The sequence below is a fragment of the Aquimarina sp. I32.4 genome (genome assembly GCF_002924285.1).
GTDB lineage: Bacteria > Bacteroidota > Bacteroidia > Flavobacteriales > Flavobacteriaceae > Aquimarina.
Genome location: NZ_PGUB01000002.1, coordinates 39,958 through 66,419 on the forward strand (window position 1 = coordinate 39,958; position 26,462 = coordinate 66,419).

The 26,462-nt window shown below is 33.1% G+C and carries 19 protein-coding genes; 14 read left to right on the top strand and 5 right to left on the bottom strand.

The features are described 5' to 3' along the window. Positions 1–334 precede the first annotated feature (334 nt). From CVD18_RS00645 to CVD18_RS00675, 7 genes are all read left to right on the top strand, one after another. Entirely contained in the window at positions 335–1,693 is a 1,359-nt protein-coding gene (locus tag CVD18_RS00645) for a Gfo/Idh/MocA family protein (protein ID WP_103863520.1), read from the top strand. 21 nt (positions 1,694–1,714) lie between these two features. Then, positions 1,715–4,657: a TonB-dependent receptor gene (locus CVD18_RS00650; protein WP_233194442.1), complete on the top strand. Its 2,943-nt coding sequence runs from the start codon at positions 1,715–1,717 to the stop codon at positions 4,655–4,657. Positions 4,658–4,678: 21 nt separating this feature from the next. After that, entirely contained in the window at positions 4,679–6,334 is a 1,656-nt protein-coding gene (locus tag CVD18_RS00655) for a RagB/SusD family nutrient uptake outer membrane protein (protein WP_103863522.1), read from the top strand. 60 nt (positions 6,335–6,394) lie between these two features. Further along, positions 6,395–9,718: a VCBS repeat-containing protein gene (locus CVD18_RS00660; protein ID WP_103863523.1), complete on the top strand. Its 3,324-nt coding sequence runs from the start codon at positions 6,395–6,397 to the stop codon at positions 9,716–9,718. Positions 9,719–9,724: 6 nt separating this feature from the next. Next, positions 9,725–11,077: a DUF3472 domain-containing protein gene (locus CVD18_RS00665; protein WP_103863524.1), complete on the top strand. Its 1,353-nt coding sequence runs from the start codon at positions 9,725–9,727 to the stop codon at positions 11,075–11,077. Positions 11,078–11,297: 220 nt separating this feature from the next. Next, the gene (locus CVD18_RS00670) at positions 11,298–12,389 is read left to right on the top strand and encodes a mevalonate kinase (RefSeq protein WP_233194443.1); all 1,092 of its coding nucleotides are present in this window, start codon (positions 11,298–11,300) and stop codon (positions 12,387–12,389) included. Positions 12,390–12,416: 27 nt separating this feature from the next. Then, complete coding sequence (locus CVD18_RS00675; protein ID WP_103863526.1) at positions 12,417–13,298, top strand: sugar phosphate nucleotidyltransferase; 882 nt, start codon at positions 12,417–12,419, stop codon at positions 13,296–13,298. A gap of 88 nt (positions 13,299–13,386) precedes the next feature. Here CVD18_RS00675 and CVD18_RS00680 read toward each other — a convergent pair whose 3' ends face one another. The 5 genes from CVD18_RS00680 to CVD18_RS00700 form a co-directional block, all read right to left on the bottom strand. Further along, positions 13,387–14,010: a flavin reductase family protein gene (locus CVD18_RS00680; RefSeq protein ID WP_103863527.1), complete on the bottom strand. Its 624-nt coding sequence runs from the start codon at positions 14,008–14,010 to the stop codon at positions 13,387–13,389. Then, positions 14,010–15,320, bottom strand: a complete 1,311-nt coding sequence (locus CVD18_RS00685; RefSeq protein WP_103863528.1) for an AarF/ABC1/UbiB kinase family protein — start codon at positions 15,318–15,320, stop codon at positions 14,010–14,012. Before CVD18_RS00685 ends, CVD18_RS00680 begins: the two co-directional genes overlap by 1 nt. After that, positions 15,317–15,973, bottom strand: a complete 657-nt coding sequence (locus CVD18_RS00690) for a TetR family transcriptional regulator C-terminal domain-containing protein (protein WP_103863529.1) — start codon at positions 15,971–15,973, stop codon at positions 15,317–15,319. The genes CVD18_RS00685 and CVD18_RS00690 overlap by 4 nt, the downstream gene beginning before the upstream one ends. A 9-nt stretch (positions 15,974–15,982) precedes the next feature. Then, on the bottom strand, positions 15,983–16,456 hold the full coding sequence (locus CVD18_RS00695) for a TspO/MBR family protein (RefSeq protein WP_103863530.1): 474 nt from the start codon (positions 16,454–16,456) through the stop codon (positions 15,983–15,985). A 523-nt stretch (positions 16,457–16,979) separates the two neighbouring features. Further along, positions 16,980–17,654: an NAD(P)H-dependent oxidoreductase gene (locus CVD18_RS00700; RefSeq protein WP_103863531.1), complete on the bottom strand. Its 675-nt coding sequence runs from the start codon at positions 17,652–17,654 to the stop codon at positions 16,980–16,982. 108 nt (positions 17,655–17,762) lie between these two features. On the opposite strand from CVD18_RS00700, the gene CVD18_RS00705 reads away from it, so the two are divergent. From CVD18_RS00705 to CVD18_RS00735, 7 genes are all read left to right on the top strand, one after another. Further along, positions 17,763–18,098 (top strand): helix-turn-helix domain-containing protein, encoded by a 336-nt coding sequence (locus CVD18_RS00705; RefSeq protein ID WP_103863532.1) that lies wholly within the window; start codon positions 17,763–17,765, stop codon positions 18,096–18,098. 339 nt (positions 18,099–18,437) lie between these two features. Further along, the gene (locus CVD18_RS00710; RefSeq protein ID WP_103863533.1) at positions 18,438–21,113 is read left to right on the top strand and encodes a TonB-dependent receptor; all 2,676 of its coding nucleotides are present in this window, start codon (positions 18,438–18,440) and stop codon (positions 21,111–21,113) included. Between the two features lie 100 nt (positions 21,114–21,213). After that, positions 21,214–22,401 (top strand): P1 family peptidase, encoded by a 1,188-nt coding sequence (locus tag CVD18_RS00715; RefSeq protein ID WP_103863534.1) that lies wholly within the window; start codon positions 21,214–21,216, stop codon positions 22,399–22,401. A gap of 46 nt (positions 22,402–22,447) precedes the next feature. Beyond that, positions 22,448–22,903: a hypothetical protein gene (locus CVD18_RS00720; RefSeq protein ID WP_103863535.1), complete on the top strand. Its 456-nt coding sequence runs from the start codon at positions 22,448–22,450 to the stop codon at positions 22,901–22,903. Continuing rightward, the gene (locus CVD18_RS00725) at positions 22,881–23,120 is read left to right on the top strand and encodes a hypothetical protein (protein WP_103863536.1); all 240 of its coding nucleotides are present in this window, start codon (positions 22,881–22,883) and stop codon (positions 23,118–23,120) included. The genes CVD18_RS00720 and CVD18_RS00725 overlap by 23 nt, the downstream gene beginning before the upstream one ends. A gap of 311 nt (positions 23,121–23,431) precedes the next feature. Further along, complete coding sequence (locus tag CVD18_RS00730; RefSeq protein WP_103863537.1) at positions 23,432–24,868, top strand: aldehyde dehydrogenase; 1,437 nt, start codon at positions 23,432–23,434, stop codon at positions 24,866–24,868. A 70-nt stretch (positions 24,869–24,938) separates the two neighbouring features. Further along, complete coding sequence (locus tag CVD18_RS00735; RefSeq protein WP_103863538.1) at positions 24,939–26,357, top strand: APC family permease; 1,419 nt, start codon at positions 24,939–24,941, stop codon at positions 26,355–26,357. Positions 26,358–26,462 lie beyond the last annotated feature (105 nt).

Below are 26,462 nucleotides of genomic sequence, written 5' to 3' on the forward strand. Positions count from 1 at the left end.
ATCGATTCATTTGTATATCACTTATTTACTATAATATCAATGATGAACGATGTAAACAAAATAAGAATATATATTCTTTGATAAAGATTTTAACAGAGAAGATAAATTATTGTGTGAAATAATGTTAAAGATATTAATAAATTTTACAAAAAAAAGAGGCTATAGATTGGAAAGCGATGTAATGTAGTAGTCTAATTCGTCAAAAAGGGGGACAAAATAAGCATTGATAGATTCAAATATCAAATAACCCTCCTAATTGCTCAAAATATCATCTTTTTAACAAAATGTAACCATCATATTTGAATTCCAGTAGTTTAATATTAAAAGAACATACATGAATTCCAGACGAAATTTTGTTAAAAAAACAGCTCTTGCCAGCGCAGGAGTATCTCTACTTTCTAATTTATCTTTTGGTGGGATAATGAACTCCACAGATGAGAAGCTTAAACTTGCTTTTATAGGAGTTGGATTAAGAGGAATGAATCATTTTAACAATGCTATCAATAGAAAAGATGTTGATATAACAGCTGTTTGTGATATCGACCCTGAGCGAATCAAGATAGCATTAAAAAAAATAGAAGAAGCTGGTTTCTCTAAACCAAAGGTATTTGGGAAAAGTGATTACGATTATAAAAACTTACTCGCATTAGACGATGTAGATGCGGTCATCATATCCACCCCATGGTTATGGCATACCAAAATGGCTGTAGATACAATGAAAGCAGGTAAATATACTGGTCTAGAAGTATCTGCTGCCAATACAATAGAAGAATGCTGGGATTTGGTAAATACGCATGAAGCCACTGGCTCTCATTTGATGATCCTAGAAAATGTAAACTACCGCAGAGATATACTTGCTGTTTTGAATATGGTAAAGCAAAATGTATTTGGCGAACTAGTACATTTTAGGTGTGGTTATCAGCATGATCTTCGTTTTGTAAAATTAAACGATGGCAAAACAGCCTATGGTAAAGGTGTAGAGTTTGGAGAAAAAGGAATCTCAGAATCCAAATGGAGAACACAGCATTCTGTTTTAAGGAACGGAGATGTATATCCTACTCACGGTGTCGGCCCTGTTGCCACGATGTGTGATATAAACAGAGGAAATCGTTTTGTATCGTTAAGCTCAAATGCCTCCAAATCTATAGGACTGCACAACTATATAGTAAAACACGGGGGCAAAGAACATCCAAATGCAAAAGTAAAATTCAAGCAAGGAGATGTCATTACTACTACTATAGAAACCGCCAAAGGGGAGACCATTATTGTAACGCATGATTGTAATTTACCCAGACCTTACTCATTAGGATTTAGAGTGCAAGGAGCCAATGGATTGTGGGAGGTAGATGGAAACCGGATGTATATAGAAGGACAATCAAAACCACATCAATGGGATGCTGCTGATGAGTGGCTGAAAAAATATGACCATCCTTTATGGCAAAAATATGGAGATTTTGCTATGGGTGCAGGGCACGGAGGAATGGATTTCTTTGTCCTCAATGCATTTGTAGAAGCAGCAAAAGAAAATATAGCTCCGCCTCTTGATGTGTATGATGCTGCCGCATGGAGCGCAATTACCCCTCTTTCTGAACTATCCATCGAAAACAATGGAGAACCACAGGACTTTCCTGATTTCACCAGAGGTATGTGGGTAAAACGTACCCCTCATAACTGGGTGAATAATAAGTACTAAATAACTAAATCACATTACTATATGGAAAAACTAAGGACCCTTTTATTGATCTTTATGTGTACAATTACTAGTAGCATAATAGCTCAAAAGAAAACAATAACAGGAACTGTCTATGACAAATCCGATATGCCTATCGTTGGAGCTTCCATCATAATTAAAGGTACAACTGAAGGAGTTACTTCAGATTTTGATGGAAACTATACCATAGAAGCAAGTAAAGCAGATATTCTTGAAATATCATACATGGGATATCTTACCCAAGAAATAAGTGTTACCAGTCAAACAAAAATAAATGCTGTATTACAAGAAGATATAAGCATGTTAGACGAAATCATTGTAGTAGCTTATGGGACACAAAAGAAAGAAACCATTACTTCGTCAATAGTAAATATTAAATCAGAAGAACTAAAAGACATAACTACTCCCGATGTAACGACAATGTTACAGGGGAAAGTCGCAGGAGTACGTTTGGGAGCATCTAGCGGTAGCCCAGGTTCGATACCTAATATATTAATACGAGGAGCTTCATCTTTGGGAGGTAGCATAACTCCTTTATGGGTGGTCGATGGTGTTATACAACCCAGCGTACCCATAGTAAACCCAAATGATGTACAATCTATATCGATACTCAAAGATGCCTCTGCAACATCACTATATGGATCTCGGGGAGCAAATGGTGTTGTTATAGTGACTACAAAACGAGGAACTTCTGGTAAATCAGAAATAACAATAAGTTCTAAAGCCGCTATAAATACCTTTAATACAGGGAAATTTGAGGTGATGAATTCTCAACAACTATATGAATATCATACTCAATTTGGAAATTCTCAAGATTGGTTTACCCCAGAATTGTTAAACAGAGATTATGACTGGTTAGGTAATGGAACTCAAGATGGTTTTGTAAAAGATGTAAATGTATCATTTACCTCAGGAACAGAAAAACTAAACCTCTATATCAATGGGGGGTATTATAATGAAACAGGAACGTTAAAAGGTAATGAACTAGATAGGTATACCTATCGTATGAATCTGGATTATGATATTACAAAACGCTTAAAATTGAGCCCTAAATTATCGTTTAGTTTTGATAATAGAGATAGAATTGCTCAAGCTCCTCTATATCAACTATATCTTAATTTACCATGGGATAATCCATATAATGCAGAAGGACAACTAATCAATGCAGAAGAAGATTCTGATTGGTTGGGTAGAGATGAAGTTAATTACTTATATGATCAACAATGGAATTACTCATCAGAAGATGTATTTAATTTAAGTTCTAACTTTGATTTTGAATATGAGATTGTACCTAACCTATTATTTAGATCTGTAAACAACTTTACCTATTACCGTTTTAAATCAAAAGAATATATAGATCCTAGGTCAATAGCAGGAGAAGCTACTAAAGGAAATATCACTGATATTTTACACGAACGATTCACCAAATTAACTACACAAACACTACAGTATTCTAAAACATTCGACGAGCATGCTGTAGTAGCACTGGCAGGATATGAGTATAACGATTATGATTTTGAAGAAGTAGAAGTGACAGGTAATGGTATTATCGCAGGTACAGAAGTATTAAATGTTGCCAGTGAAGCTGGTGATATTGTTGGTAGTAAGAGTGACTATGCTTTGCAATCATTCTTTCTTGCAGCTGATTATGGATATAGTGACCGATATTTTCTAAAAGCATCTGTGCGTAGAGATGGTGCATCCAATTTTGGGTTAGATAATCAATATGGTAATTTCTTTGCTCTAGGTGCAGGGTGGAATATTCATAATGAAGCTTTCTTTAATAGTTCTGCCTTCAATGAACTTAAATTACGAGTGAGTTATGGATCTGTAGGAAATAGACCATCATCGTTATATCCTTATCAAGGAACTTATCGATTGGATACTCATTATACAGGAACCCCTGGAGCTATCCTAAATCAATTAGGAAATCCTGATCTAAGCTGGGAAAAAACCTATGAAACCAATATTGCACTAGACACAAGGCTATTCAATAGAGTAAGTGCAACATTTGAGTATTATAATAAGGATACTTCTGACCTATTGTACTTTGTGAATTTACCAGATGTAACAGGGTATAGTGGATTTTGGGAGAATGTAGGAGGACTTACTAATAAAGGTTTTGAGGCCTCAGTCTCTATAGATGTCATAAAAAGTAGAAACTTTGACTGGGATCTTGGATTTAATATTGGAGTAAATAGAAATGAGATTACAGAGTTATTTGATGGGCAAACAGAAATCCCTAGAGGCTCTAAAATTTTTAAAGTAGGAGAAGATTCTAATGCATGGTATATAAGAAAATGGCTTGGCGTTGACCCCGATAATGGAGACCCGCTTTGGGAAGTAGTAGACCCCGATACAGGAGCACGCACAGAAACCAATAATTGGAACGAAGCAACCCTGCAAGTAGTGGATACATCATCACCAGATTTTACAGGAGGCTTCGATTCTAGACTGAGCTACAAAAATGTATCGCTTTCTGCTAATTTTAATTTTACCAAAGGAGGAAAAATTTATAATAGCGCCAGAGAACTATTTGACTCAGATGGATTCTACTCCACCTTTAATCAACAAGTTCTTATAAATGATTGGAACCGATGGGAAAAACCAGGAGACATAGCTACGCATCCATTGGCTATAGAAGGAGGTAATAACAATTCAAACAAGCGCTCCTCTCGTTATTTGGAAGACGCAAGTTACCTGAGAATGGCAAATGTTACCTTATCATACAACTTACCACAAGATGTACTCAAAAAAATAGGTATAAGCAACCTTAATATATATGTCTCAGGAGATAATTTATTGACATTCACAAACTATAGTGGCGTAGATCCAGCAGTTACAGGTAACCCCAATGACCGTACAAATATTGGTTTATCAGGAAACCCAGGAATAACATATCCAATACCAAAACGATATGTGTTGGGTGTCAATTTATCATTTTAAAAATATTATAAAACTAATAGTATGAAAAAATTAATAATACTACTGCCAGTTTTTGCATTGATACTTCACTCTTGTGATTTGGAAACAAATCCATATGAGGAGATTTCTGTAGAAGAACTGTTTTCTGATCCAGAATCAATAGAAACAGCTACAATTGGTAATTATGCATTGCTAAAAGGAGATAAAGGTTTTGATGGTTGGGTAGATGATCTGCATAGAATATCAGAGTATGGAGGAGATAACATCAGCCTTAGCGGGGGGACAACCGATCATTTGTTCTTTTTATACAATTACCAATCTATAAAAACGAATTCTCGAGTAGAACGATTTTGGCGTAATTCATATAAAATAGTAGTAGGTTGTAATATAATTATAGAAAAAATTATAGAAGGAGAATCTGTTGAAACTGACCAATTATTGGGCGAAAATTATTATTTAAGAGCCCTTACCTATTTCCAAATGGGTAATGTATTTGGTAGACCATATAATCAAGGAGCTTCTGGATTATCGGTTCCTCTAAAACTTACATCTGATATAGAAGACAGGCCAGATAGAAACACTATTGAAGAGGTGTATGCACAAGTTATCAAGGATTTAGAAAAAGCAGCATCTTTAATGACAGTAAATAAAGGGGCTTCTTTTGCCTCAAAGGAGGCAGCAGAAGCACTGTTGTCTAGAGTATATTTGTATAAAGAGGATAATATAAGAGCAGAAGAATATGCAAATAAGGTGATTCAATCAGGGAACTATTCATTGCTACCAACAAGTCAATTTTCTAAAATGAATACTTTGAGACCAGATCAGAATGACGAAGCTATTTTTGCAGTAACATTAACTTCTGCATCTGATCTTTTGGGCAATTTTGATGACTGGTACACCATAGGATCTTTTTATGCCACTGTAGATGGTAATGGGTGGGGAGAGATGTATGCTTCTAGAAGTTATTTGGAACTCATTGATAAAAATCCTGAAGATGCAAGGAAAGAATTTATAGAACCTCAATATGAAGAGGATGATAACGAAGAGAAAATACCTGCGGTTTATTGGGTAAATGATGAATATACCTATGAGTTTAGAAATACAACTGAAAGCGGAGGAATAGTTACTTTTGAAGAAGATGGAACCACATATACAGTAGCTTCTGAAATGGTAGATGGTAAAACTGTATATTATTTTAATGGCCCTGATGGAAGGCAAGATGTTACCAAAGGGTTTGATCTCAAAAAGCGTAATGGACATCCAAAATTCTATATCCTCAAAGCTTCATTACAAGAAGATGATATACATATGTGGTCCCCTATGGTTTCTCGCCTATCTGAAATGTATCTGAATATTGCAGAATCACAAGCAAAGAGAGGAATGGATCAATTAGCACTAGATAATGTAAATATTATTAGAGAAAGAGCAGGTATTCCTACCTATGCATTGGCAGATATTCCCGCAGGAAAAACAATATTAGATATCGTTCTAGAAGAACGAAGATTAGAATTTGCTTATGAAGGACATAGAAAATATGATGTATATAGAAATGGCCGTACTATGGATAGAAAATATCCAGGAACACATTTAAACGGTACGAATGCTTTTCTAGAAATCCCTGCTACGCATCTCAGAATTGTAGAATACATTCCAGAACAACAGATTATTTTACAACCCTCGCTGATTCAAAATGATTAACATTTAATAACATAGGTTCCTTTTTTAGGAACCTATGTTATCTTTATCTATACCAAGACTATGCTAATTAACCCCTACAAAATCTGTATTACACTTTTATTAGTATTCTTTTTGTGTTCTTGTGAGAATGCTGTAGATAAGCTCTCGTCAGAAAAGTTATTTACCAAAGTTCCCACAGAAATAACAGGAGTAACTTTTCAAAATAAGATATTAGAATCAGAACAATTACATTATTATAAATATCTGTATATCTATATCGGAGGTGGGGTAGCCGCCGCAGATTTTAATAATGATGGGTTAAAGGACCTCTTCTTTACCTCTAATATCTATCATAATAAACTTTTTTTAAACAAAGGAAACTTTAAGTTTGAAGATATTACCCTAGCATCAGGAATAGAAAAAAGAGCAGGTTTTGATACAGGAGTATCTGTTGTTGATATTAATAATGATGGGTTTCTAGATATATATATTAATAGAGCTGGTTGGTATCAAGGAGATCAGAAATTAGCAAATATGTTATACATCAATAATGGAGATCTTACATTTACAGAACAAGCAGAAGACTATGGTTTGGCAGACACCAATAGATCAATAGCGTCAACATTTTTTGATTATGATAAAGATGGAGATTTAGATGTTTATATAGCAAATGCCCCTGCCGATTTTGATTTATCTGGTAAAATACTGGATATAAAAGAGATTCAGAAAAGTAAACACACACAAACATTCAGAAGCAGTGACCGATTGTATAACAATGATGGAAAAGGAAACTTTACAGATGTTTCTATACAAGCAGGCATATTACCTGATCTGGGGTTTGGACTGAATGCTCAGGTAGGGGATCTTAATCATGATGGTTGGCCAGATATTTATGTGTCTAATGATTTTATTAGCCCTGATTTTGCGTATATCAATAATAAAAACGGGACTTTTTCAGAACAAAGAAATACACTCTTTAAGCATATTTCCTATTACAGCATGGGAAGCGATATTGGTGATATCAATAATGATGGGTTTAATGATTTGATGGTATTGGATATGAGCCCAGAAGACCATATTCGATCAAAAACAACCATGTCTATGATGTCTATTGATCGATTTAATCAAATGACTCAAAAAGATCATCACCATCAATACATGCATAATGTAATGCAACTTAATAATGGAAACAACACTTTTAGTGAAATAGCGCATTTGTCTGGCCTTGCTCAAACAGATTGGAGCTGGTCTGTACTTTTTGCCGATTTTGATCTAGATGGTCTAAATGATATTTATGTTACCAACGGTATTTATAGAGATGTTGTTGATCGAGATATGAATATCGAGATTAATAATACGATAGATCAGAAAAAAAATAATCTGAAAGAAAAAGATTTCCATGAATTTACTCAGAAATTACCCCAACAGAAATTAACGAATTACTTGTTTAAGAATAAAGGAAATCTTCAATTTGAGAATACAACTACAGATTGGTCAGATCAACAACCAACCTTTTCAAACGGAGCCGTATATGTAGATTTAGATAATGATGGGGATTTGGATATTGTAACCAATAATCTAGATGAAGATGCGACTATATTAAGAAATAATGCAAGAGAAATTGGGCAGCATAACTTTTTACAAATAGATTTTAAAGGATCAAAAGGAAATAGGTTTGGTGTAGGAGCAATAGTAAAAATCCATCAGGATAATGGTACAGTACAAACCAGGCAACTTATAAATGCAAGAGGCTACCTTTCTTCTATGTCAAATACATTACATTTTGGGTTAGGAAAAGAAACTATAATTCCCAAAATAGAAATCATTTGGCCCGATGGTAATACCCAATCTTTGACCAATATAAAAACAAATCAATTACTACATATTGATTATGCAAAAAGCATAGAGAAATCAGATCAAAATACAGATAAAGAAGTGAATAAAATGTTTACTCAAAAGACGTTTGATTTTAAACATAAAGAAACTTCTTTTAATGATTTTGATAAACAATTATTATTACCCCAGAAACTATCCCAGACAGGTCCTGCAATAGCAAAGGCTGATCTTAACAATGATGGTTATGAAGATTTTTTTATAGGAGGAGCACATAATCAGGCAGCGCAATTAATTATTGTTTCAAAAGACGGTAGTTATGGTATGGTGCCTGTTCGGGATTTTATCAAAGACAGTATTTATGAGGATGTAGGAGCTTGTTTTTTTGATGCAGATAATGATGGCGATAAAGATTTGTATGTAGTAAGTGGGAGCTATGAGTTTGATGCTGATTCTCCACTGTTACAAGACAGATTATATATAAATAAAGGAAACTTTACCTTTAGCCGATCACCATCAATGCTGCCCATTATGCATACCTCAGGGTCGGTGGTAAAGGCTTCAGACTTTGATAATGATGGGGATATTGATCTATTTATAGGAGGACGTATCATACCAGGGAAATATCCGTACCCCCCATCAAGTCATATATTACTTAATGAAAATAACCAATTTGTAGACAAAACAGATGATTTGGCACCCGAAATAAAAAAGATTGGTATGGTTACCAGTGCGCAATGGAGTGATATCGATAATGATAATGACCCTGATCTTATCGTTACAGGAGAATGGATGGGAATCGAGGTTTTTATTAATAACAATGGAGTACTTGCAAAAAAAGAAACATATAATGAGTTAGCCTCTGTAAAAGGTTGGTGGAATAAGATTCTAATAGCCGATATTGATAATGATGGTGATAAGGATATAATAGCGGGAAATCTGGGGGCAAACTACAAGCATAAAGCGTCTGTTGAAAAACCCTTTCATGTTTATACAAATGATTTTGATAATAACGGAACAGAAGATATCATATTGGCAAAGTATTATAAAAACAAACAAGTTCCTGTACGAGGAAAACATTGTACAGCACAGCAATTACCATATCTAAAAGAAAGAATAAAAACATATAGTGATTTTGCTACCAGTGATATTCAGCAAATTATAGGAGAAAAATTTACTTCTGCAATCCACTACCAAGCTACCGAGTTTAGATCTGGGATTTTTATAAATACTAATAATAGTTTTGATTTTAAACCATTTCCTATAGAAGCGCAAATGAATCCTATTAATAGTATTCTTTATGAAGATTTTGATAATGATAAGATTAAAGATTTACTCATGGCAGGAAATAATTACCATGCTGAGGTAGAAACAACTCGATCAGATGCGGGCATCGGAATCTATCTAAAAGGAAAAGAAAATAAAATGTTCCAACCTCAAAAGAATAATGAAATAGGATTTTATGCAGATAAAGATGTTAGAAATATGGTAGTACTAGATGCTGCCAAAAAGAAAGTAGTCATTGTAGTCAATAATAATGATACCCCCCAATTATATACAGTAAATAATTAACTCATCATGGTAAAAAAAATAAAATATTATAAAAGATCAGTTTATGTGTTTTTAGTAATTAGTATTTGTTTATCTGCTTGCAATGCCGATAAAAAGAATAGAGATTCAGAAATTGATAACAAGTTAGATCTATCTATAGCCATTCCTTCTGGGGGTAATAGTTGGGTTATTAATAACACACAACAAGATGCGGTTCTTGTTCAGGACTCAGGGATTCATGACTGGGCATCTTTTGATGATGTAATTCGTACCTATTTTCAAACAAAATCTACGGGCGAATTACATCTTGGACTAACCATTAAATCAGAAGAAGGTCCCGCAACTATTCGTGTAACTGTAGGAGACATAACCAAAGATGTGACTATCACTAATACAGAGTATCAAAATATAGATATAGGGATATTTAATATCACTACCGCGGGATATAATTATATAGAAATCCAAGGGCTTAAAAAAACGGGAAGATATATAGGTGATATCAATGAAGTTCTTATTGGGGGGACAGCTACTACCAAAGGAGTTTCCTTTGTCCCTAATGATTTTAGTTTTTATTTTGGTAGAAGAGGTCCCTCTGTTCATCTCAACTATACATTACCTGAGGGTAAAGATATAATCTATTTTTACAACGAAATTACTGTACCACAAGAGGAGGATGTGATAGGTTCATTTTTTATGGCCAATGGTTTTGGTGAAGGATATTTTGGAATGCAGGTAAACTCAGATACAGAAAGAAGGATATTATTTTCTGTATGGAGCCCTTTTGTTACTGATGATCCTAGTACAATTCCTGATGATCAGAAAATAATTCTTTTGGGAAAAGGAGAAGGAGTAACAGCTGGTAATTTTGGAGGAGAAGGCTCTGGTGGACAGAGTTATAAAGTATTTGATTGGAAAGCAGGAAACACTTATAAGTTTCTACTGAAAGGAGAACCTTCAACTAATAATTCAACAGATTATACAGCATATTTTTATGCCCCAGAAGACAATGATTGGAAACTAATTGCCAGTTTCAAAAGACCCAATACAACAACATATTTAAAAAGGTTTCATTCATTTTTAGAAAATTTCAACCCTCATACAGGAAATATCTCAAGAAAAGGAACCTATGCAAATCAATGGGTGTATGATACTACGGGTAAATGGCATGAGATTACCAATGCCAAATTTACGGCAGATAACACTGCTAGAGATAATGCCAGATTGGATTATAAAGGAGGTGTAGAGGGCAATGCATTTTTTATGAAAAACTGTGGGTTCTTTAATGAGAATACAACCATAAACTCAGAATTCTCACGAAACCCCAATGGTATAATACCTACTATAGATTTATCAGTATTACCAAAAGTGAAATCAAAATAAAAACCAAATAAGAAGATATAAAAACACTAAGTCAGAGTACTGTAATTTGAGTTAAATAATGTTCTGACGTAGTAATCAAATTTAACGAAGTATAAAATTTAATACTGTTTTTTTTGAATTAGCTGAATTTAAAGTCTTTGATGATTATAAAAACATTCAAAGGCTTTTTATTCGGTTAGTTGCACTAAACTAACTGTATATAGTATAAAACAATATGATTTTGGCCAAAGTTGACAAAAAAAGAAAATTAACTTCATTGGCTCCAGGAAGAATCTGTCTTTTTGGAGACCATCAGGATTATTTAGAACTACCTGTAATTGCTTGCGCAATAAACAGGCATATTAAATTGAAGGCAGTAGAAAATGAAGAGCAAAAGTTCATTATCACAATGCCAGATATTCATTCTACAAGAACTATTTCTATTGATCAACAAGTAGATCATATAAAACAAGGAGATCATTTACTAGTAGCTCTCAAAGTATTGAAGAGATATGGTTGTACACCAGATACGGGATATGATATTACTATTTCTGGTAATCTACCAATAAATGCAGGGGTTTCTAGTTCTTCTGCAGTACTGGTGTCGTGGGTTCAGTTTTTACTAAAAGCTTTTGGATCATCACACAAAATTACACCAGAGTTGATCTCACAGATAGCATATGAAATAGAGGTTTTAGAACATAAAAATCCAGGAGGTAAGATGGATCAATACAGTATTGGTTTGGGGACTATTATGTATCTAGAAACAGGAAAAAATAGTACTTATCAGTTATTTGATCATCCATTATCACGGTTGATAATAGGAGAATCAGGTATTCCAAAAGAAACCATAGGTGTCTTGAGCGAATTAAAAGAAAATACTCGAGAAGCTATTAATATAGTAACAAAAGCAAAGAACTTTGATATAAAAAAAGCTGTAAAAGAAGATGTAAAGGCGTTGTTGCCAAGTTTGCCAGATAAATTGAAACCTTTATTGTATGCAGCAGTAGCGAATCATCATATCACCAAAAATGCCTTGTTAGAGTTTAAAAAAGATGATTTAGATATAGAAAAAATAGGCATGTTAATGAATGAGCATCATACCGTTTTAAGAGATTTTTTGAACGTTTCATTACCCAAAATAGATAAAATGATTTATGGAGCCTTAAAAGCTGGAGCCTATGGAGCCAAAATTGTAGGTTCTGGTAGAGGTGGTTGTATCGTTGCCATTGCTCCAGAAGGCAAAGAACAACAGGTTATTGATGGAATCATAAAAGCAGGTGCTAAAGATGCGTATCAGGTTGAGGTAGACTCTGGTGCAAAAATATATTAAGAATAACCCCTAAAAAAACAAAATCAAATGCATACAAACCTTGTTATACTAGCTGGTGGTGCTTCATCCAGAATGAAAAAACAAACATCGTTAGCAGGACTGAGTGATAAAGAAATAGAGCAAGCAAACAAAAGAAGTAAAGGACTTATTGGTGTAGGGCCAAATGACCGTCCTCTGATGGACTATCTATTATATAATATAAAACTCGCAGGATATAAGAATATATATATAGTTATAAGTGAGCAAGGAGAATTGTTTAAAGAGTTCTATGGCGATAAGAATAAGAATAATGACTTTCATGGGTTGAATATATCATATGCCATTCAATACATACCAGAAGGAAGAGTCAAACCTTTGGGAACAGCAGACGCATTGTTTCAAGCGGTAGAGCAATATCCTGAATTAAATACTGATTGCTATACGGTTTGTAATAGTGATAACTTATACTCATATGAAGCATTAAACTCATTAAGAACCACAGTAAGTACAAATGCTCTTATTAGCTATGATAGAGATGCTATGGAGTTTCCTACAGAAAGAATTTCTCGATTTGCGCTTGCAAAATTAGATGTAGCAGACCATTTACTGGATATTATAGAAAAGCCATCAACCAGTGAATCTGATAAGTATAAAGATAAAGATGGTAAATTGAGAGTGAGTATGAATGCATTTAAACTAGATGGAAGTACTATATATCCTTATTTAAAAAATTGTCCCATTCACCCACAAAGAGACGAGAAAGAGCTACCCACAGTTCTTTTGAATATGCTACAAGATCACCCCAAAAATATGATAGGAATACCTCTTTCTGAGCATGTACCTGACCTAACAGCCAAAGACGATATTGTGATTGTAAAAAAATACCTAAGTGAGCATTATCCAAAATTAGATTGGAATAGAAGTCTATAATCAATAAAAAGCAAGACAGTTGTTGTCTTGCTTTTATAATTTTTTAATTAAAAGGATATATCCCTTATAAAGGTAGTAATAACAAGCTTTATATATTTAAATTATTTAGGCCTTTGATATGGTAATCGTTTTTTTTTGTTGGAAGCACATAAGTATCTAACCCATTGATAGCCATCGTTTTTGCATCAGTAAGATTAACGAAACCGTCTTCTTTAACCAAATGATCATCTATGTACACATCTATAATTTCTCCTAATACCAATATAGTTCCATTAGATTTTATATGATATTCTTCTAAAAACTTCATGGCTATTTGTACTGAACTTTGCTTTACAAAAGGCGCATAAAATCCATTTTTATACTCTTCTGAGAGTTCTGTTTTGTCGAATTCAGAAATTTCTGAGGCGTATTTTGCAGATGTATGATGTGCATCTTCTGTAATAGAAGAAGTGATATGATTAATTGTATAAAATAATGTTTGTTTTATATTATCATATGTATTTCTTTTTACTGTTGTAGGTCTAAGTAGAAAACCCAAAATTGGAGGATTAGAACCATAATGTACTACAGAACTAAATACAGCAACATTACTTATTTTTTCTTTGGATTTGGTTGCTATTAGGTTTGCTGATTTATAACCAGACAAACTATTCACAAAATTTATTTTGTATAAATGTTCTAAGGAATCAATATGCGCTCTTGTAAAATGCATTATAAGTTTTTGTAGTTATCTATTTTTATATTTTTTGCTTGTAAATCATGCATTAGGTTATACAACCCAAAAAAGGTTCTGTTGATATAGATAAAATGTTTGGAACCACGATTACCATTCATTTTTTTAAGCTCTGTGCTTTTAGAATATTTTTGACTTAATGTCGCTATTTTATTGAAGAAATCTTCATTCGAAAAATCAAATACTTCTTGATGAAAAGGTTGTGTGAAAAGTGATAACATTTCATGAAAAAGGGACTTGAAAAAACCTTTTTCTTTTGGGGAGTCATCATTTCTCAAAATCTCTAATTCATATAATTTCTTTTCAAAAAAGGCTGGATTTTCAATGTTTTCTTTTTTAGCCAATTCAAAATAAGGAATATAGAAACTGTCTGGTACTTTTTTGATACACCCAAAGTCAATCACAATCAACTCGTTGTTCTTTGATACTAAGAAATTACCTGAATGAGGATCAGCATGCACTTTTTTTAACACATGCATTTGATACATATAAAAATCCCATAGTGCTTGTCCGATTTTATTTAAAGCATCGGTAGAATTTTTATTCTGTAGAAATTCAGAAAGATGAAGGCCATCCATCCAATCCATGGTCAAAATCTTTTCTGAAGACAACTCAGGGTAATAATTAGGGAATTTTAAATTAGATATCTTACTACACTTATCTGCCATTTCTTTACTTTGTGCAAGTTCTAAAACGTAATTAGTTTCCTCAATTAATTTGTTTTCTACCTCTTTGAAATACTCATCAGAACCTTCTCCCTTGATATTGAACATTTTCATGGCAATAGGTTTTACCATTGCTAAATCTGTAGAAATACTTTCTGCTACTCCAGGATATTGAATTTTTACTGCCAGCTCTTTTTTGTTTTTTGTAGCTTTATGTACTTGACCAATACTTGCAGCATTTACAGATTTTTCTGTAAAAGTGTCAAAGACTTCATGAGGTGTTTTTTTAAAATACTTTTTAAATGTCTTTACGACCAAAGGAGGGGATAATGGAGGAACGGAAAACTGAGATAAAGAAAACTTTTCTACATATGCATTTGGCAAAATATTTTTTTCCATACTTAGCATTTGAGCTACTTTTAGCGCAGAACCTTTTAAGGTTTTTAATCCATCATAAATATCCGTAGCGTTTGCTTCATTTAAGTTTTCTTTTGCTTCTTCTTCTGTTTTTACAATTTTTTCTCCATAATATTTAGCATAATTAACCCCGACTTTTAATCCTGTCGTTAGCAATTTTGATGCACGTTGAATTTTTGAGGTAGGAATATTATCTATGTTTTTCATATTGCTGGCATTTTTTCTTTCCACAAAAATTTAGCAAAATCAAATACACTTTGTATAGGAGTAGTATCCTTTAAGTCAAAGCTTGCTTTTACAGATTTTTCTATAAAAACATCTGTTTTTTCAAAATTTACAGATTCGTCTTCTAGCCAAAACTGGAGTGTGAATAATAGATGTAACCAAGAACTTTCTACAATACCATGTTCTTGTATCTTGTTAATTGTCTTATTCTTAAAATCTATATTGTCTGTGTGAATCTCTCTATGAATGAACTCAGTAAATTCTCCTCGTAATTTGGATAATAACTTTAGTGATTCTAGTTTGTTTTTATTAGTCTTGAGTTTAATATAAACAAAAGATCTATTGGCAGTCAAAAGTTCAAAAAAAGTATAATAAAAACTTAGCAATTTACTTTTTGAATCATAATTTTTATAATCGTCATTTTGTAATAACATTTCAATTGTTTTTGAACAAAAGATTGCAAAAATATTTTTATCTAAAGTCTCAAAACTACTAAAGTAGGTGTAAAAATCACTTTCATCAAAATTGTGTTTTTTGGAAAAAGCATAAACAGTTGAAGAGGTCTCACCTGTCAGCACCTCATCCATGTATAATTCTATGATCTTTTCTGATGTTATATTTTTTTTTCGAGCCATAATTTTGATTTAATTATTAAAAACAATGTATGCATTTAGACTAGTGGCAATAGTCATCCAAACTAAATAAGGGAGTATGAATAAAGTATAAAAACGAAGCTTTTTTTGGTGCTCAAAAGTAAAATAACCAATTAATAGCCAAAGAAAAATAATAGCAAACAAAGCTGTTATTATGAGGTGCTTATTAAAGAACAAAAAGTTCCATCCGACATTTAATATCCATTGAATAGTATATAATATGATTAGTTTCTTGTCTAGAAATTGATATTGAAAACTAAGTTTAGTCATATAAAATGAAAAGAAAACCATAATAGCAGACCAAGCAGTACCAAAAACCCAGTTTGCAGGTGTCCAAGGTGCTTTATTTAATTCTAGGTACCAATTTGTTCTTGGACCATCTTGCATCAAGAAAATACCGAGTCCCAGAGCAGCAAAGTTGCACAACAAAAAAATAAAGAATCGAACTAATTTGTTTTTAAACATAAAACTTTTTTCAAGATGTTAAAAATTAAATGAATAGAGAATACCTATACTATGTGAATCAAGAATTGGCAACTCTGTATTGTAAAATCTATAAACTAATAAAGAACGGATGGTTTAGGTTCTTTCATAATTTTGACATAGCATAATAAATGCTCGTAAAAAGAAAATATAGTATTTTGTTTAACAAAAATAAACAAAAATTAAACAAAAAGAGTTGTTCTGTGAGGATTATATTTTATTTAACAAGTGTAGAGAAGATGAATAGAAATCAATATCAGCTTTAAGAACCAAAAAAAGAGTACATTTTTTACTTCAAGGAAGAAAAATATGCTATTAAACCCCTTTAAAAACAATGCTTTAAAAGGATTTAATAACTGTAATAAAATAACTATTAAACTTCGTTAGTCATATGGTGTTGTTTATGAATAAATAAATAGTGATTTATGATGAATGGGAAACCTCTTTTTCTATGTTTAATTGAAAAAGTTTATATAATAATAATTTCCTATTTTAGAAACAATCATTACTTCCAGGAAACGATATCTTTAAAATCTCTTCTTGACTTTGGGTGTGGTGGTGCTTCTTTTCTATAACCAAATGCGACCATATAAGATAAACCATACTTTTCTGTATCTACTCCAAATTTGTCATGTAATAAAGTCTCAGCTTTTGCTTGATGAAATCCTTCTATAGGGCAACTATCAATTCCTATTAAGGCCGCTGCAGTCATCATATTACCTAGTGCTATGTAAGTTTGTTTTGAAGCCCAATCAAATAGTTTTTTATCAGTATCCAGATCAAAATCACGTTCTTGGAACTCTCTATAAAACTTAGAATACATTTCAACCACATCTTCTGGAAATTGCTTTACCTCTTTCATCATTTGCATAATATAATCAGAATCCCATTTGGTCATTGGAGTTTTCATACTTAATCCTAAAACAAAATGACTTGCTGTATCCAATTTTAAAGGAGCTCCCCAAGCTACAGGTTTTAATAACTCACGTAATTCAGGGTCTTGAACTACTATAAAATGCCAAGGCTCAAACCCAAATGAACTCGGAGATAAATTTGCGGTTTGTAAAATAAAGTTGATATCATCATCAGATAGTTTTTTATGAGGATCAAACTCTTTTGTAGCATGTCTAAATTGAAAAGCGCTGAGAATGTCTTTTTTAGAGAAATTTGGTATATCCATTTTTATTTCATTTTTTATACTATACTTATTATAGTTGTAAAAGTAATTATAGTAATTTGCCCTTGCAATAACGGTCAAAAAGGATAGTTTAATTTTTTAATTGAAAATATGAATAAATTTAAAGGAAAAGAATACCCCTGTTGTACAAGTTTAACAATGGGAGTGATAGGAGGAAAGTGGAAGACAGTAATTTTATTCTATCTAATTGAGGGTACCTTACGATACAACGAACTAAGAAAAAAGATGCCAAATGTTACAGAACGTACTTTGAGTTTACAGCTAAAGAAATTAGAAGAAGATGAAATTATAAAAAGAAAGGTATATAGATCTAAACCACCATTAAAAGTTGAGTATTCTCTAACTGAGTTAGGGAAAACGCTGATCCCTGTAATACAGTCAATAGCAAATTGGGGCGTTTTTGCAGTAGAGAATTACTCCAAGTAGCTTTTTTTATTGTTTCACACAGTTTTTGACCCAAAATAACCGATCATCTATCAATATTCGGTTAGGTGTACATAAAAAAGATAGATATAGAAGTATAAGAATTATAAGGTAATTAATGGTATAGGGTTCTATATCATGAGTTACAATTACTATTTTTAATTCTTACAGCTTAACACAAAACTTAAATTAAACATTCATTTTTGTGTAATGCCTCAGCGATAAAGTTATCTAAGTTTGGTTTTGATTAACTCACTTTTTTAACTTATTATTTATGTGTAAAATAATTTATGATATTTATAAATGATATTTTGTTAAGAAAAAAGAAAATAATTTGTCATTATGAAAAAAGTATTACTCATGCTTGTCTTACTATGGGCAAGTACTGTATTGTCACAAAAAACGATTACTGGTCAGGTATCTGATATTTCGGGGAATTTAATCCCAGGAGCATCTGTAATCATAGAGGGAACTACTACTGGAACAACTTCTGATTTCAATGGTAATTTTACTATCGAATCAACTAGTAATAACCCAACGTTGATCATTAGCTTTTTGGGGTTTAGAACAAAAGAAATAAGTGTAACTAACGACATGACTACAGTTAATGTAGCTTTAGAAGAAGATGCTTTTCAATTAGAAGACATTGTTGTTACTGCAAACAAAACGACGCAACGATCACAAGATGTTCCTTTGAGTATTACCGCAGTAGGAGCAAAAGAATTAGCAAGAACAGGTTCTGTAAAAGCAGAAGATTATTTTCCGAGTATTCCGAATCTTAGTGTGAGTGCCTCTGGAGGTGGAGGAGCAGGTTTTGGTGATGGGAGATCATCAGGAAGAAATATAGCAATAAGAGGAATTTCAGGAACCAACACTACCGCTTTTTATTTGGATGAAACACCTCTTCCTGAATTTGCTGACCCCAGATTATTTGATACCGATCGAATAGAAGTATTGAGAGGACCACAAGGAACATTATATGGTTCAAATACCATGGGAGGAGCAGTAAAAGTGGTCACTAATCAACCCAATGCATATAAAACTTCAGGAGTTATTGATGTATCAGGAGCTACGGTCAAAGAAGGTGATGCAGATTATAGCTTTCAAGGAGTACTTAATATTCCTATTGCTAAAGAAAAATTAGCATTACGACTCGGTACTTTTTATGCTTTTGAGACAGGAGTATTTGATAGAAAAAGACAAACACATTTTAATGGCTTCCCTTTAAATACGGGAGACGGAACAGGTGCTAATCCAGGTGCTGTATGGGATAATCCAGATGGTAGTGGTGGTCGTATTCCTTTTTCTGGAGCACCTATACCCATAGTGCTACAAGACAGTGATGTAAGTGACGCTCATGGGTGGAAAGATGGAGAGGCAATAAAAGAAAATGTAGATGATGAAACTAGTTATGGGGTTAATGCTGCTCTTGGTATATATCCAAATGAGAATATAAAAATCGTACCTAAATTCATCTACCAAAAAACTGAAGGAGATGGATTTGATTTTGCAGATTTTAAACCAGATAATTTTGATCAATACAGAATTGGTGGTATTGACGAAAAATATGAATTAGAACTATTACATAGTAGTTTATTAACACAGTTTTCTTTGGGTGAACATGGTCAACTAACAAATAATTTCTCCTTTAGTGAGGTAAATCAATTTGATATGGAGGATGTGACAGAGCGTGAAAACTCTGGTAATTCAAGCACAGAATTAACACCCTTTGATGAAAACGGAGATTTTGCCGACCTGTCTGAAGCGTATTTCTACCCTGAGTTTATGGAACGTACAGGAGAATTAACCAAAGTTGTTGAAGAATTAAGATATTCTTTGAATGATGAAGATAAGAAGTTTAATTTTACAGCTGGACTATTCTTTAGCTCAGAAAGTTCTAAATTTAATGGAGTACAGCCTAGAAATGCATATTTAGGAGCTTTATCAAACTTTTTTGGTAATATAGGATTACCCGATTTACAAGACATTATTGCAGCAGAAAACTTTATATGGTTTTCTCAAGATACCGATTTTAAAACAAATGAGTTTGCTTTGTTTGGAGAAGCCTATTGGGATATTACCCCCAAATTAAAAGCAACATTTGGGTTACGGTACTTTTCATATAAGCAAGATCTTAAACAAAAATTAGGAGGTTTTGTCGCAGCAGGAGGTGGGATCCCAACTGATGAAGAGATTACAGATGATGGGTTTACTCCTAAATTTAATTTAACGTATACAATTAGTGATAAAAGCTTACTCTATGGTAGTGCTACCAGAGGATATCGTCTTGGAGGGGCAAATGGTATTGTACCTGTAATCTTTGCCGAAGCAGACTTAAATGCTTTAGGGTTAGAAGAAGCCCCCAGAACTTTTGAGTCAGATTTTTTATGGACATATGAAGTAGGAAGCAAGAATACGTTCTTACAAAACAGATTGGTGGCAAATGCATCCATATTTCATACTGTATGGAACGATTTACAGCAACGAGTATTCCTTCCCTTAGGATTTATTTTTGTAGATAACATTGGTAAAGCAACTATTACTGGTTTTGATTTGGAAGTAAAAGGAAAAGTGACTAGGAATTTACAAATTGGAGGAGCTGTAGGGTATGTAAAAGCCGAGGTCGAAGAAGGTAGTATACTCACTGGATCAGAAAAAGGAGACAAAGTACTCAATGTACCAGATATCACTGCTAGTGCAAACATTCAATACTCACACGAGATAAAGTCTAATAAATCTATGTTCTATAGATTAGATTTTCAACATACAGGAGAACGGGTAAATACATTTTCTCCAGAGACTGAACCACAATTTGTCTTTGATGCTTTTAGTATTTTAAATGCAAGAATCGGATATTCCTCTCCTAAATTTGATATTGCCATATTTGGTAAAAACCTTACAAATGAAATAGCTAATTTTGGTGATATAACTTCATTGTCAGCCATTCCTTTTGGAAGATATCGTTACGCAGTAGGAAGACCATCATCATACGGTATGAGCTTAAGATATAAATTTTAGAATATTTCAAGCAATATTGTTAAAAGATCAATTTAATAGCCTAAAAAACTTTATTTTGAGCATAACAAGAAAACCGATTCGTTCATTTTATAAATAAAATATGAAAGTAAAATTCTTTATTACTGTATCATTTTGGATTATACAGACCATGGTTATTATCGCTCAAAAACCAAGAGCAAGAGATTTGGGTGTTCCTTTTTCTGGGACACCTGGAATATACAACGCTATTACAGATGTTGAAGGTGTTGAAGTTGGGCATAGTACTATAATTTTAGGAAAAGGAGATAATATAGTTGGTAAAGGTCCTGTAAGAACTGGAGTTACAGCAATATTTCCCAGAGGGAAAAACAAAAAATTTAGCCCAGTACATGCTAATTGGTATAGTCTAAATGGTAATGGAGAAATGACTGGTACTACATGGGTAACTGAATCAGGTTTTTTAGAAACTCCTATTATGATAACCAATACAAATAGTGTAGGCATAGTAAGAGATGCTGTTTTAAAATGGTATGTAGATACCAATTGGTATGGTAATGAAGATTGGTGGTATACCTACCCTTTAGTAGGAGAAACATATGATGGCTTTCTCAATGATATCTATGGATTTCATGTAAAAGAAAAAAATGTAATTGAAGCTATTGATAATGCCTCAGGAGGTAAAGTTGCAGAGGGTAATGTTGGTGGTGGAACAGGCATGCTCACCTTAGGATTTAAAGGAGGTATAGGGACTTCCTCGAGAAAAATAACAATTGATAGCACTACATATACAATAGGAGTATTAGTACAATCTAATTTTGGGGCAAAAAAAAATCTTACCATTGCTGGTGTTCCAGTAGGCAAGGAACTGAAAGATACACTTAATCTGGAGTTAAAGGGACCTCCATCCAATAGAAAAAACAGAAAAGAAGGAGATGGTTCTATTATTGTGATTGTGGCAACAGATGCTCCTCTACTACCTCATCAACTTAAAAGAATTGCACATAGAGTACCTATAGGAATAGGAAGCTTAGGAGGTAAAGGGGCCAATGGATCTGGAGACATATTTTTGGCTTTTTCTACAGCAAATGAACAGGCTTTCAGTAGATCAAAAACTACACAAGTATACACGTTGCCCAATGATATGATAACTCCTCTCTTTGAAGGAACCATACAAGCGGTAGAAGAAGCAATTGTAAATGCAATGATTGCAGCGGAAACTATGGAAGGTATTAATGGAAATAAAGCATATTCATTACCTCATGATTTATTAAAAAAAGTGCTGAGAAAATATAACAGATTAGAAAATTAATTAAATCAACTGTTTGCGTAATTATGGGAGATGCAATCAAAGAAAGATGTTGTCTGATAACAGTATCGAAGGGAATTCAAGCCTTAATTATAAAAATACTAAACAATGGGTTGATCAGACATTTGATAACAGCTACGAAAATATCGGCAAAAAAGATTCATATACTTTACTAGGCAAAGAATGGGCGTATGTAGGTAGTGTTCATTTTAAATATTATAAAGCATTTAGTACAGAAGGTGGTGTAGGTTGCCCCATGGTTATAAAACCACCTTTGTCATATTCAGATACAAAAAACAAGGTATATAATAAATTTGTATCAATAAAAGATTTAGCCCCAACATTTTTAGAAATAACCAATGTAGGTTTTCCTGCTAATAACACCTACAATCATAAAAAAAATCATCCAATAGAAGGGGTTTCTCTATTAAATATTATGAACTCTTATAATGCTGTTCGCATTATGAATTTACAGCTCATGTATGGGAACTATATGGTGGAATAGGAATAGAAAAGGGTTTTGGAAAGCTAATAAAATGGAAAAACCTTTTGGCTCAGGAAATTGGAAGCTTTATAACCTGAAAACTGATATCAGTGAACAAAACGATATCGTAGCAGAAGCTCCAGAAATTATAAAAGAAATGAAAAATATATGGAAAGAATATGAAGAAACAAACAATGTGATACTCCCTAATACACCAACTGCTTATGATAACAAATAAAATATATAGCCTACTATTTAAACGAAAAGAAGCAAAATAATACGGCATATTTAAAATATGCACAAAACCTAAACAAAACATCTATTTTTATGTAGTTTCTTTATGAGAATGTTGAATAAGTTTGATGTAGATGTTTTCAGATTTTATCTACACTATCTAGGTACTAGAATAATATCTGAGCAGAGACATTCCTTTTCTTATCAGTATAAATAAGTAGCCATAGTGGCAGAAAAGAAATTTACAATGAGATAGATACTATTTATCTACTCATGACAGAAACCAGACATTTATAATAATTCTCTAAATAAACAATGAAATCAAATTTTATAAACGGTAAATGGGTTGATGGTTCATCAGACTTTACCTTTACGATATACAATCCAGCTACCGAAGAAGAGATACAAACCATTTCTGAAGCAGGAACGTCAGACATAGACATGGCTATAGATGCTGCACACCACCAAATTTATCAAGGTGACTGGCATAAAATGCTCCCTAATAAAAAAGAAGCTGTTTTATTAAAATATGCAGATATTATGGAGCAGCATGCAACAGAATTAAGTCAGTTACTAGTAACAGAACATGGAAAACTATTGAGTGATGCCCAAAAAGAAGTAGGGGCAACCGTAAATTGTTTTAGATATTACGCTGGATGGGCTACCAAAATCGAAGGATCAACATTAGGAGTATCTTTAAGTGGTGCAGAGCATTTTGCATACACACAAAAAGAACCTATCGGAGTTGTAGCTGCTATTGCTCCGTGGAATGTGCCTATGATGATGTATGCTTGGAAAATAGCTCCAGCTCTCGCTTGTGGATGTGCCGTAGTCTTTAAACCATCAGAAGAAACCCCTTTAACCGCACTACGACTCGCTGAATTATCTCAGGAAGCTGGTATTCCTAATGGAGTTATTAATATTGTTAATGGTAGAGGTGCAACAGTAGGAAATTACTTGATCAACCATCCAAAAGTTCATAAAATAACATTTACTGGTTCTACACAGGTAGGAAAAACCATTGGTACACAAGCAGCGCAAAATTTAAAAGATTTTACATTAGAACTAGGAGGTAAAAACCCTGTATTAGTACTTGATGATGCTGATATGGAATCCATTCCTAAAGGAGCCGCCAAAGGCATTTTTTATAATCAGGGGCAAGTATGTGTTTCTGGATCAAGAATATACCTGCCCAAACAAAAATATGATACCTTGTTAAGTGATATTGGTGAAGTAGCAAAGGCAATGAAAGTAGGTAATGGTATGGATGCGAATTCACAAATGGGGCCTCTGGTATCCAAGACTCATATGGATAATGTAATGGATTATATAGATGCAGGGATAACTGCTGGCGCAGAAGTTATTGCTGGAGGGAAAAAACTATATGATAAAGGGTATTATGTAGCACCAACTGTATTTTCTAATCCTGATAATCATAAAATAGATATTCTGAAACAAGAAATATTTGGACCTGTATTGGTGGCCGTTGCTTATGATGGGATAGATGATTTAATTCAAAAAGCAAATGATTCACATTATGGGTTAGCAGCAAGTATTTGGACAAAAGATGTAAGTAATATGCATCATGTGTTGTCTAAACTAAATGCTGGGATAATTTATGTCAATTCTCCTGTGCGATCAGACCCTAATTTACCACTGGGAGGGTTTAAACAATCTGGTATAGGCAATGAACTAGGTAAAGCTTCTATAGAAGCTTTTACTAGATCAAAATCAGTTGTAATAGCTTACTAAGTGATTACTGTCAAATTAGTATATTACCATAGGCATTATTTTTATTAATTTAAAATACCATTAGCATAATATGAGTAACAGCAATAAAAAGGTAGGAACAGCAACAGGCATAGCATCTATTTTAGGGTTGATGCTATTAGCATCTTCATTATTAACCATTACACAAGGAATAAGTTTGGGAGGCTATGTTTTCTTTATTGCATTACTAATTTCATATGTATTAATGATGTGTCAGGCTACCAGTTTTGCAGAATTAGCAGGTATTATACCTACTGTTGGCGCAGTCTATGATTATATTACCATTGCTATGGGTAGATTTTGGGGAGTAACCGCAACACTAGCATCTTATGTGATTGTAACTTTTTTTGCATCATCTGCAGAAGTAGCCGCCGCAGGGTTATTTGCTCAAAGTAATTTTCCTATAGTCGCCTCTTTTATATCTCCTGAAAATTCCTGGGTTATTGGTTGGGGAATTGTCATACTATGTGCAATTATAAATGTTAGAGGAATTGATATGTTTGCCCTCATAGAGAATGTATTATCATATTCTAAGTATATTTTAATGGTAATTTTGGGAATTATTGGGTTAATTATTATTCCTAAAACCAATTTAGATTTTGTGTGGGGTGATTCTTCAATTGGTCATGATATCTCTGCTGTTTTTACACTAGTTGGCTTTACGTTATTCCTTTTTGTAGGGGCAGAATATGTAACTCCTTTAGCTCCTGACATGAAAAACCCTAATAAGAACATCAAACATTCTTTGTTTATTGGGTTAACCATGTCATTAGTAGCTATGCTTATTTTTGGTACTAGTATCGTTAGGTTAGTGCCAAACGAGATTGTGGATAGTGCTACAAATACTAGATTATTAGAGACTCCAGAAAGCGCTCTTGTATACGGCAATGCGGTTTTAGGAAATATTGGTAAATGGGGATTTGTACTGGTTATTTTTATAGCAACAATAGCCTTGATAAATACTATTATAGCAAGCATTCCCAGAATCCTTTATGGAATGGCATTAGACGGAGTTTTACCAAAACTATTTTTAAAAACTCATAAGAAATATAATACCCCTTATGTTGGTATTATTTTTATCGCCCTAATACCTATGTTAGGGTCTTACCTCATAGGATCAGACATAAATGGTGTTTTTGCATTGATTCTTGCCGCCATATGTTCATGGATATTTTTTTATATTTTAATCAACATATCAGTTATTTTATTAAGAAAAAGACACCCTGATATATCAAGACCCTTTAAAACACCTTTATATCCTATACCTCAATTATTAGCAATTGCAGGATTGTTTATCACTTTTTTCTATTTGGTACCTCCTTTTTTGACTCCATCACAAATATATATCCCATTTTTTATCATACTCTCTATATGTGCCATCTATTCATTTATATGGCTCAAGTATAAACAAAGAGTCCCACTCTGGACACCTTTGAAGATAGAAGATGTTCTACAAAAGAATACTCATTAACAAACTTTTGAAAGAAATCTTAGTCAATAAACACAAAACATAAATGTTACTTACACTTTTGTGTAAAGAAGAGTTCTGTATCATTTTTATTTTTAATCTCGAATA

Coding starts and splice junctions, on each gene's coding strand:
- CVD18_RS00645 (WP_103863520.1), top strand. CDS start 335: ATGAATTCCAGACGAAATTTTGTTAAAAAAACAGCTCTTGCCAGCGCA.
- CVD18_RS00650 (WP_233194442.1), top strand. CDS start 1,715: ATGGAAAAACTAAGGACCCTTTTATTGATCTTTATGTGTACAATTACT.
- CVD18_RS00655 (WP_103863522.1), top strand. CDS start 4,679: ATGAAAAAATTAATAATACTACTGCCAGTTTTTGCATTGATACTTCAC.
- CVD18_RS00660 (WP_103863523.1), top strand. CDS start 6,395: ATGCTAATTAACCCCTACAAAATCTGTATTACACTTTTATTAGTATTC.
- CVD18_RS00665 (WP_103863524.1), top strand. CDS start 9,725: ATGGTAAAAAAAATAAAATATTATAAAAGATCAGTTTATGTGTTTTTA.
- CVD18_RS00675 (WP_103863526.1), top strand. CDS start 12,417: ATGCATACAAACCTTGTTATACTAGCTGGTGGTGCTTCATCCAGAATG.
- CVD18_RS00680 (WP_103863527.1), bottom strand. CDS start 14,010: ATGCATTTTACAAGAGCGCATATTGATTCCTTAGAACATTTATACAAA.
- CVD18_RS00685 (WP_103863528.1), bottom strand. CDS start 15,320: ATGAAAAACATAGATAATATTCCTACCTCAAAAATTCAACGTGCATCA.
- CVD18_RS00690 (WP_103863529.1), bottom strand. CDS start 15,973: ATGGCTCGAAAAAAAAATATAACATCAGAAAAGATCATAGAATTATAC.
- CVD18_RS00695 (WP_103863530.1), bottom strand. CDS start 16,456: ATGTTTAAAAACAAATTAGTTCGATTCTTTATTTTTTTGTTGTGCAAC.
- CVD18_RS00700 (WP_103863531.1), bottom strand. CDS start 17,654: ATGGATATACCAAATTTCTCTAAAAAAGACATTCTCAGCGCTTTTCAA.
- CVD18_RS00705 (WP_103863532.1), top strand. CDS start 17,763: ATGAATAAATTTAAAGGAAAAGAATACCCCTGTTGTACAAGTTTAACA.
- CVD18_RS00710 (WP_103863533.1), top strand. CDS start 18,438: ATGAAAAAAGTATTACTCATGCTTGTCTTACTATGGGCAAGTACTGTA.
- CVD18_RS00715 (WP_103863534.1), top strand. CDS start 21,214: ATGAAAGTAAAATTCTTTATTACTGTATCATTTTGGATTATACAGACC.
- CVD18_RS00720 (WP_103863535.1), top strand. CDS start 22,448: ATGTTGTCTGATAACAGTATCGAAGGGAATTCAAGCCTTAATTATAAA.
- CVD18_RS00725 (WP_103863536.1), top strand. CDS start 22,881: ATGGGAACTATATGGTGGAATAGGAATAGAAAAGGGTTTTGGAAAGCT.
- CVD18_RS00730 (WP_103863537.1), top strand. CDS start 23,432: ATGAAATCAAATTTTATAAACGGTAAATGGGTTGATGGTTCATCAGAC.
- CVD18_RS00735 (WP_103863538.1), top strand. CDS start 24,939: ATGAGTAACAGCAATAAAAAGGTAGGAACAGCAACAGGCATAGCATCT.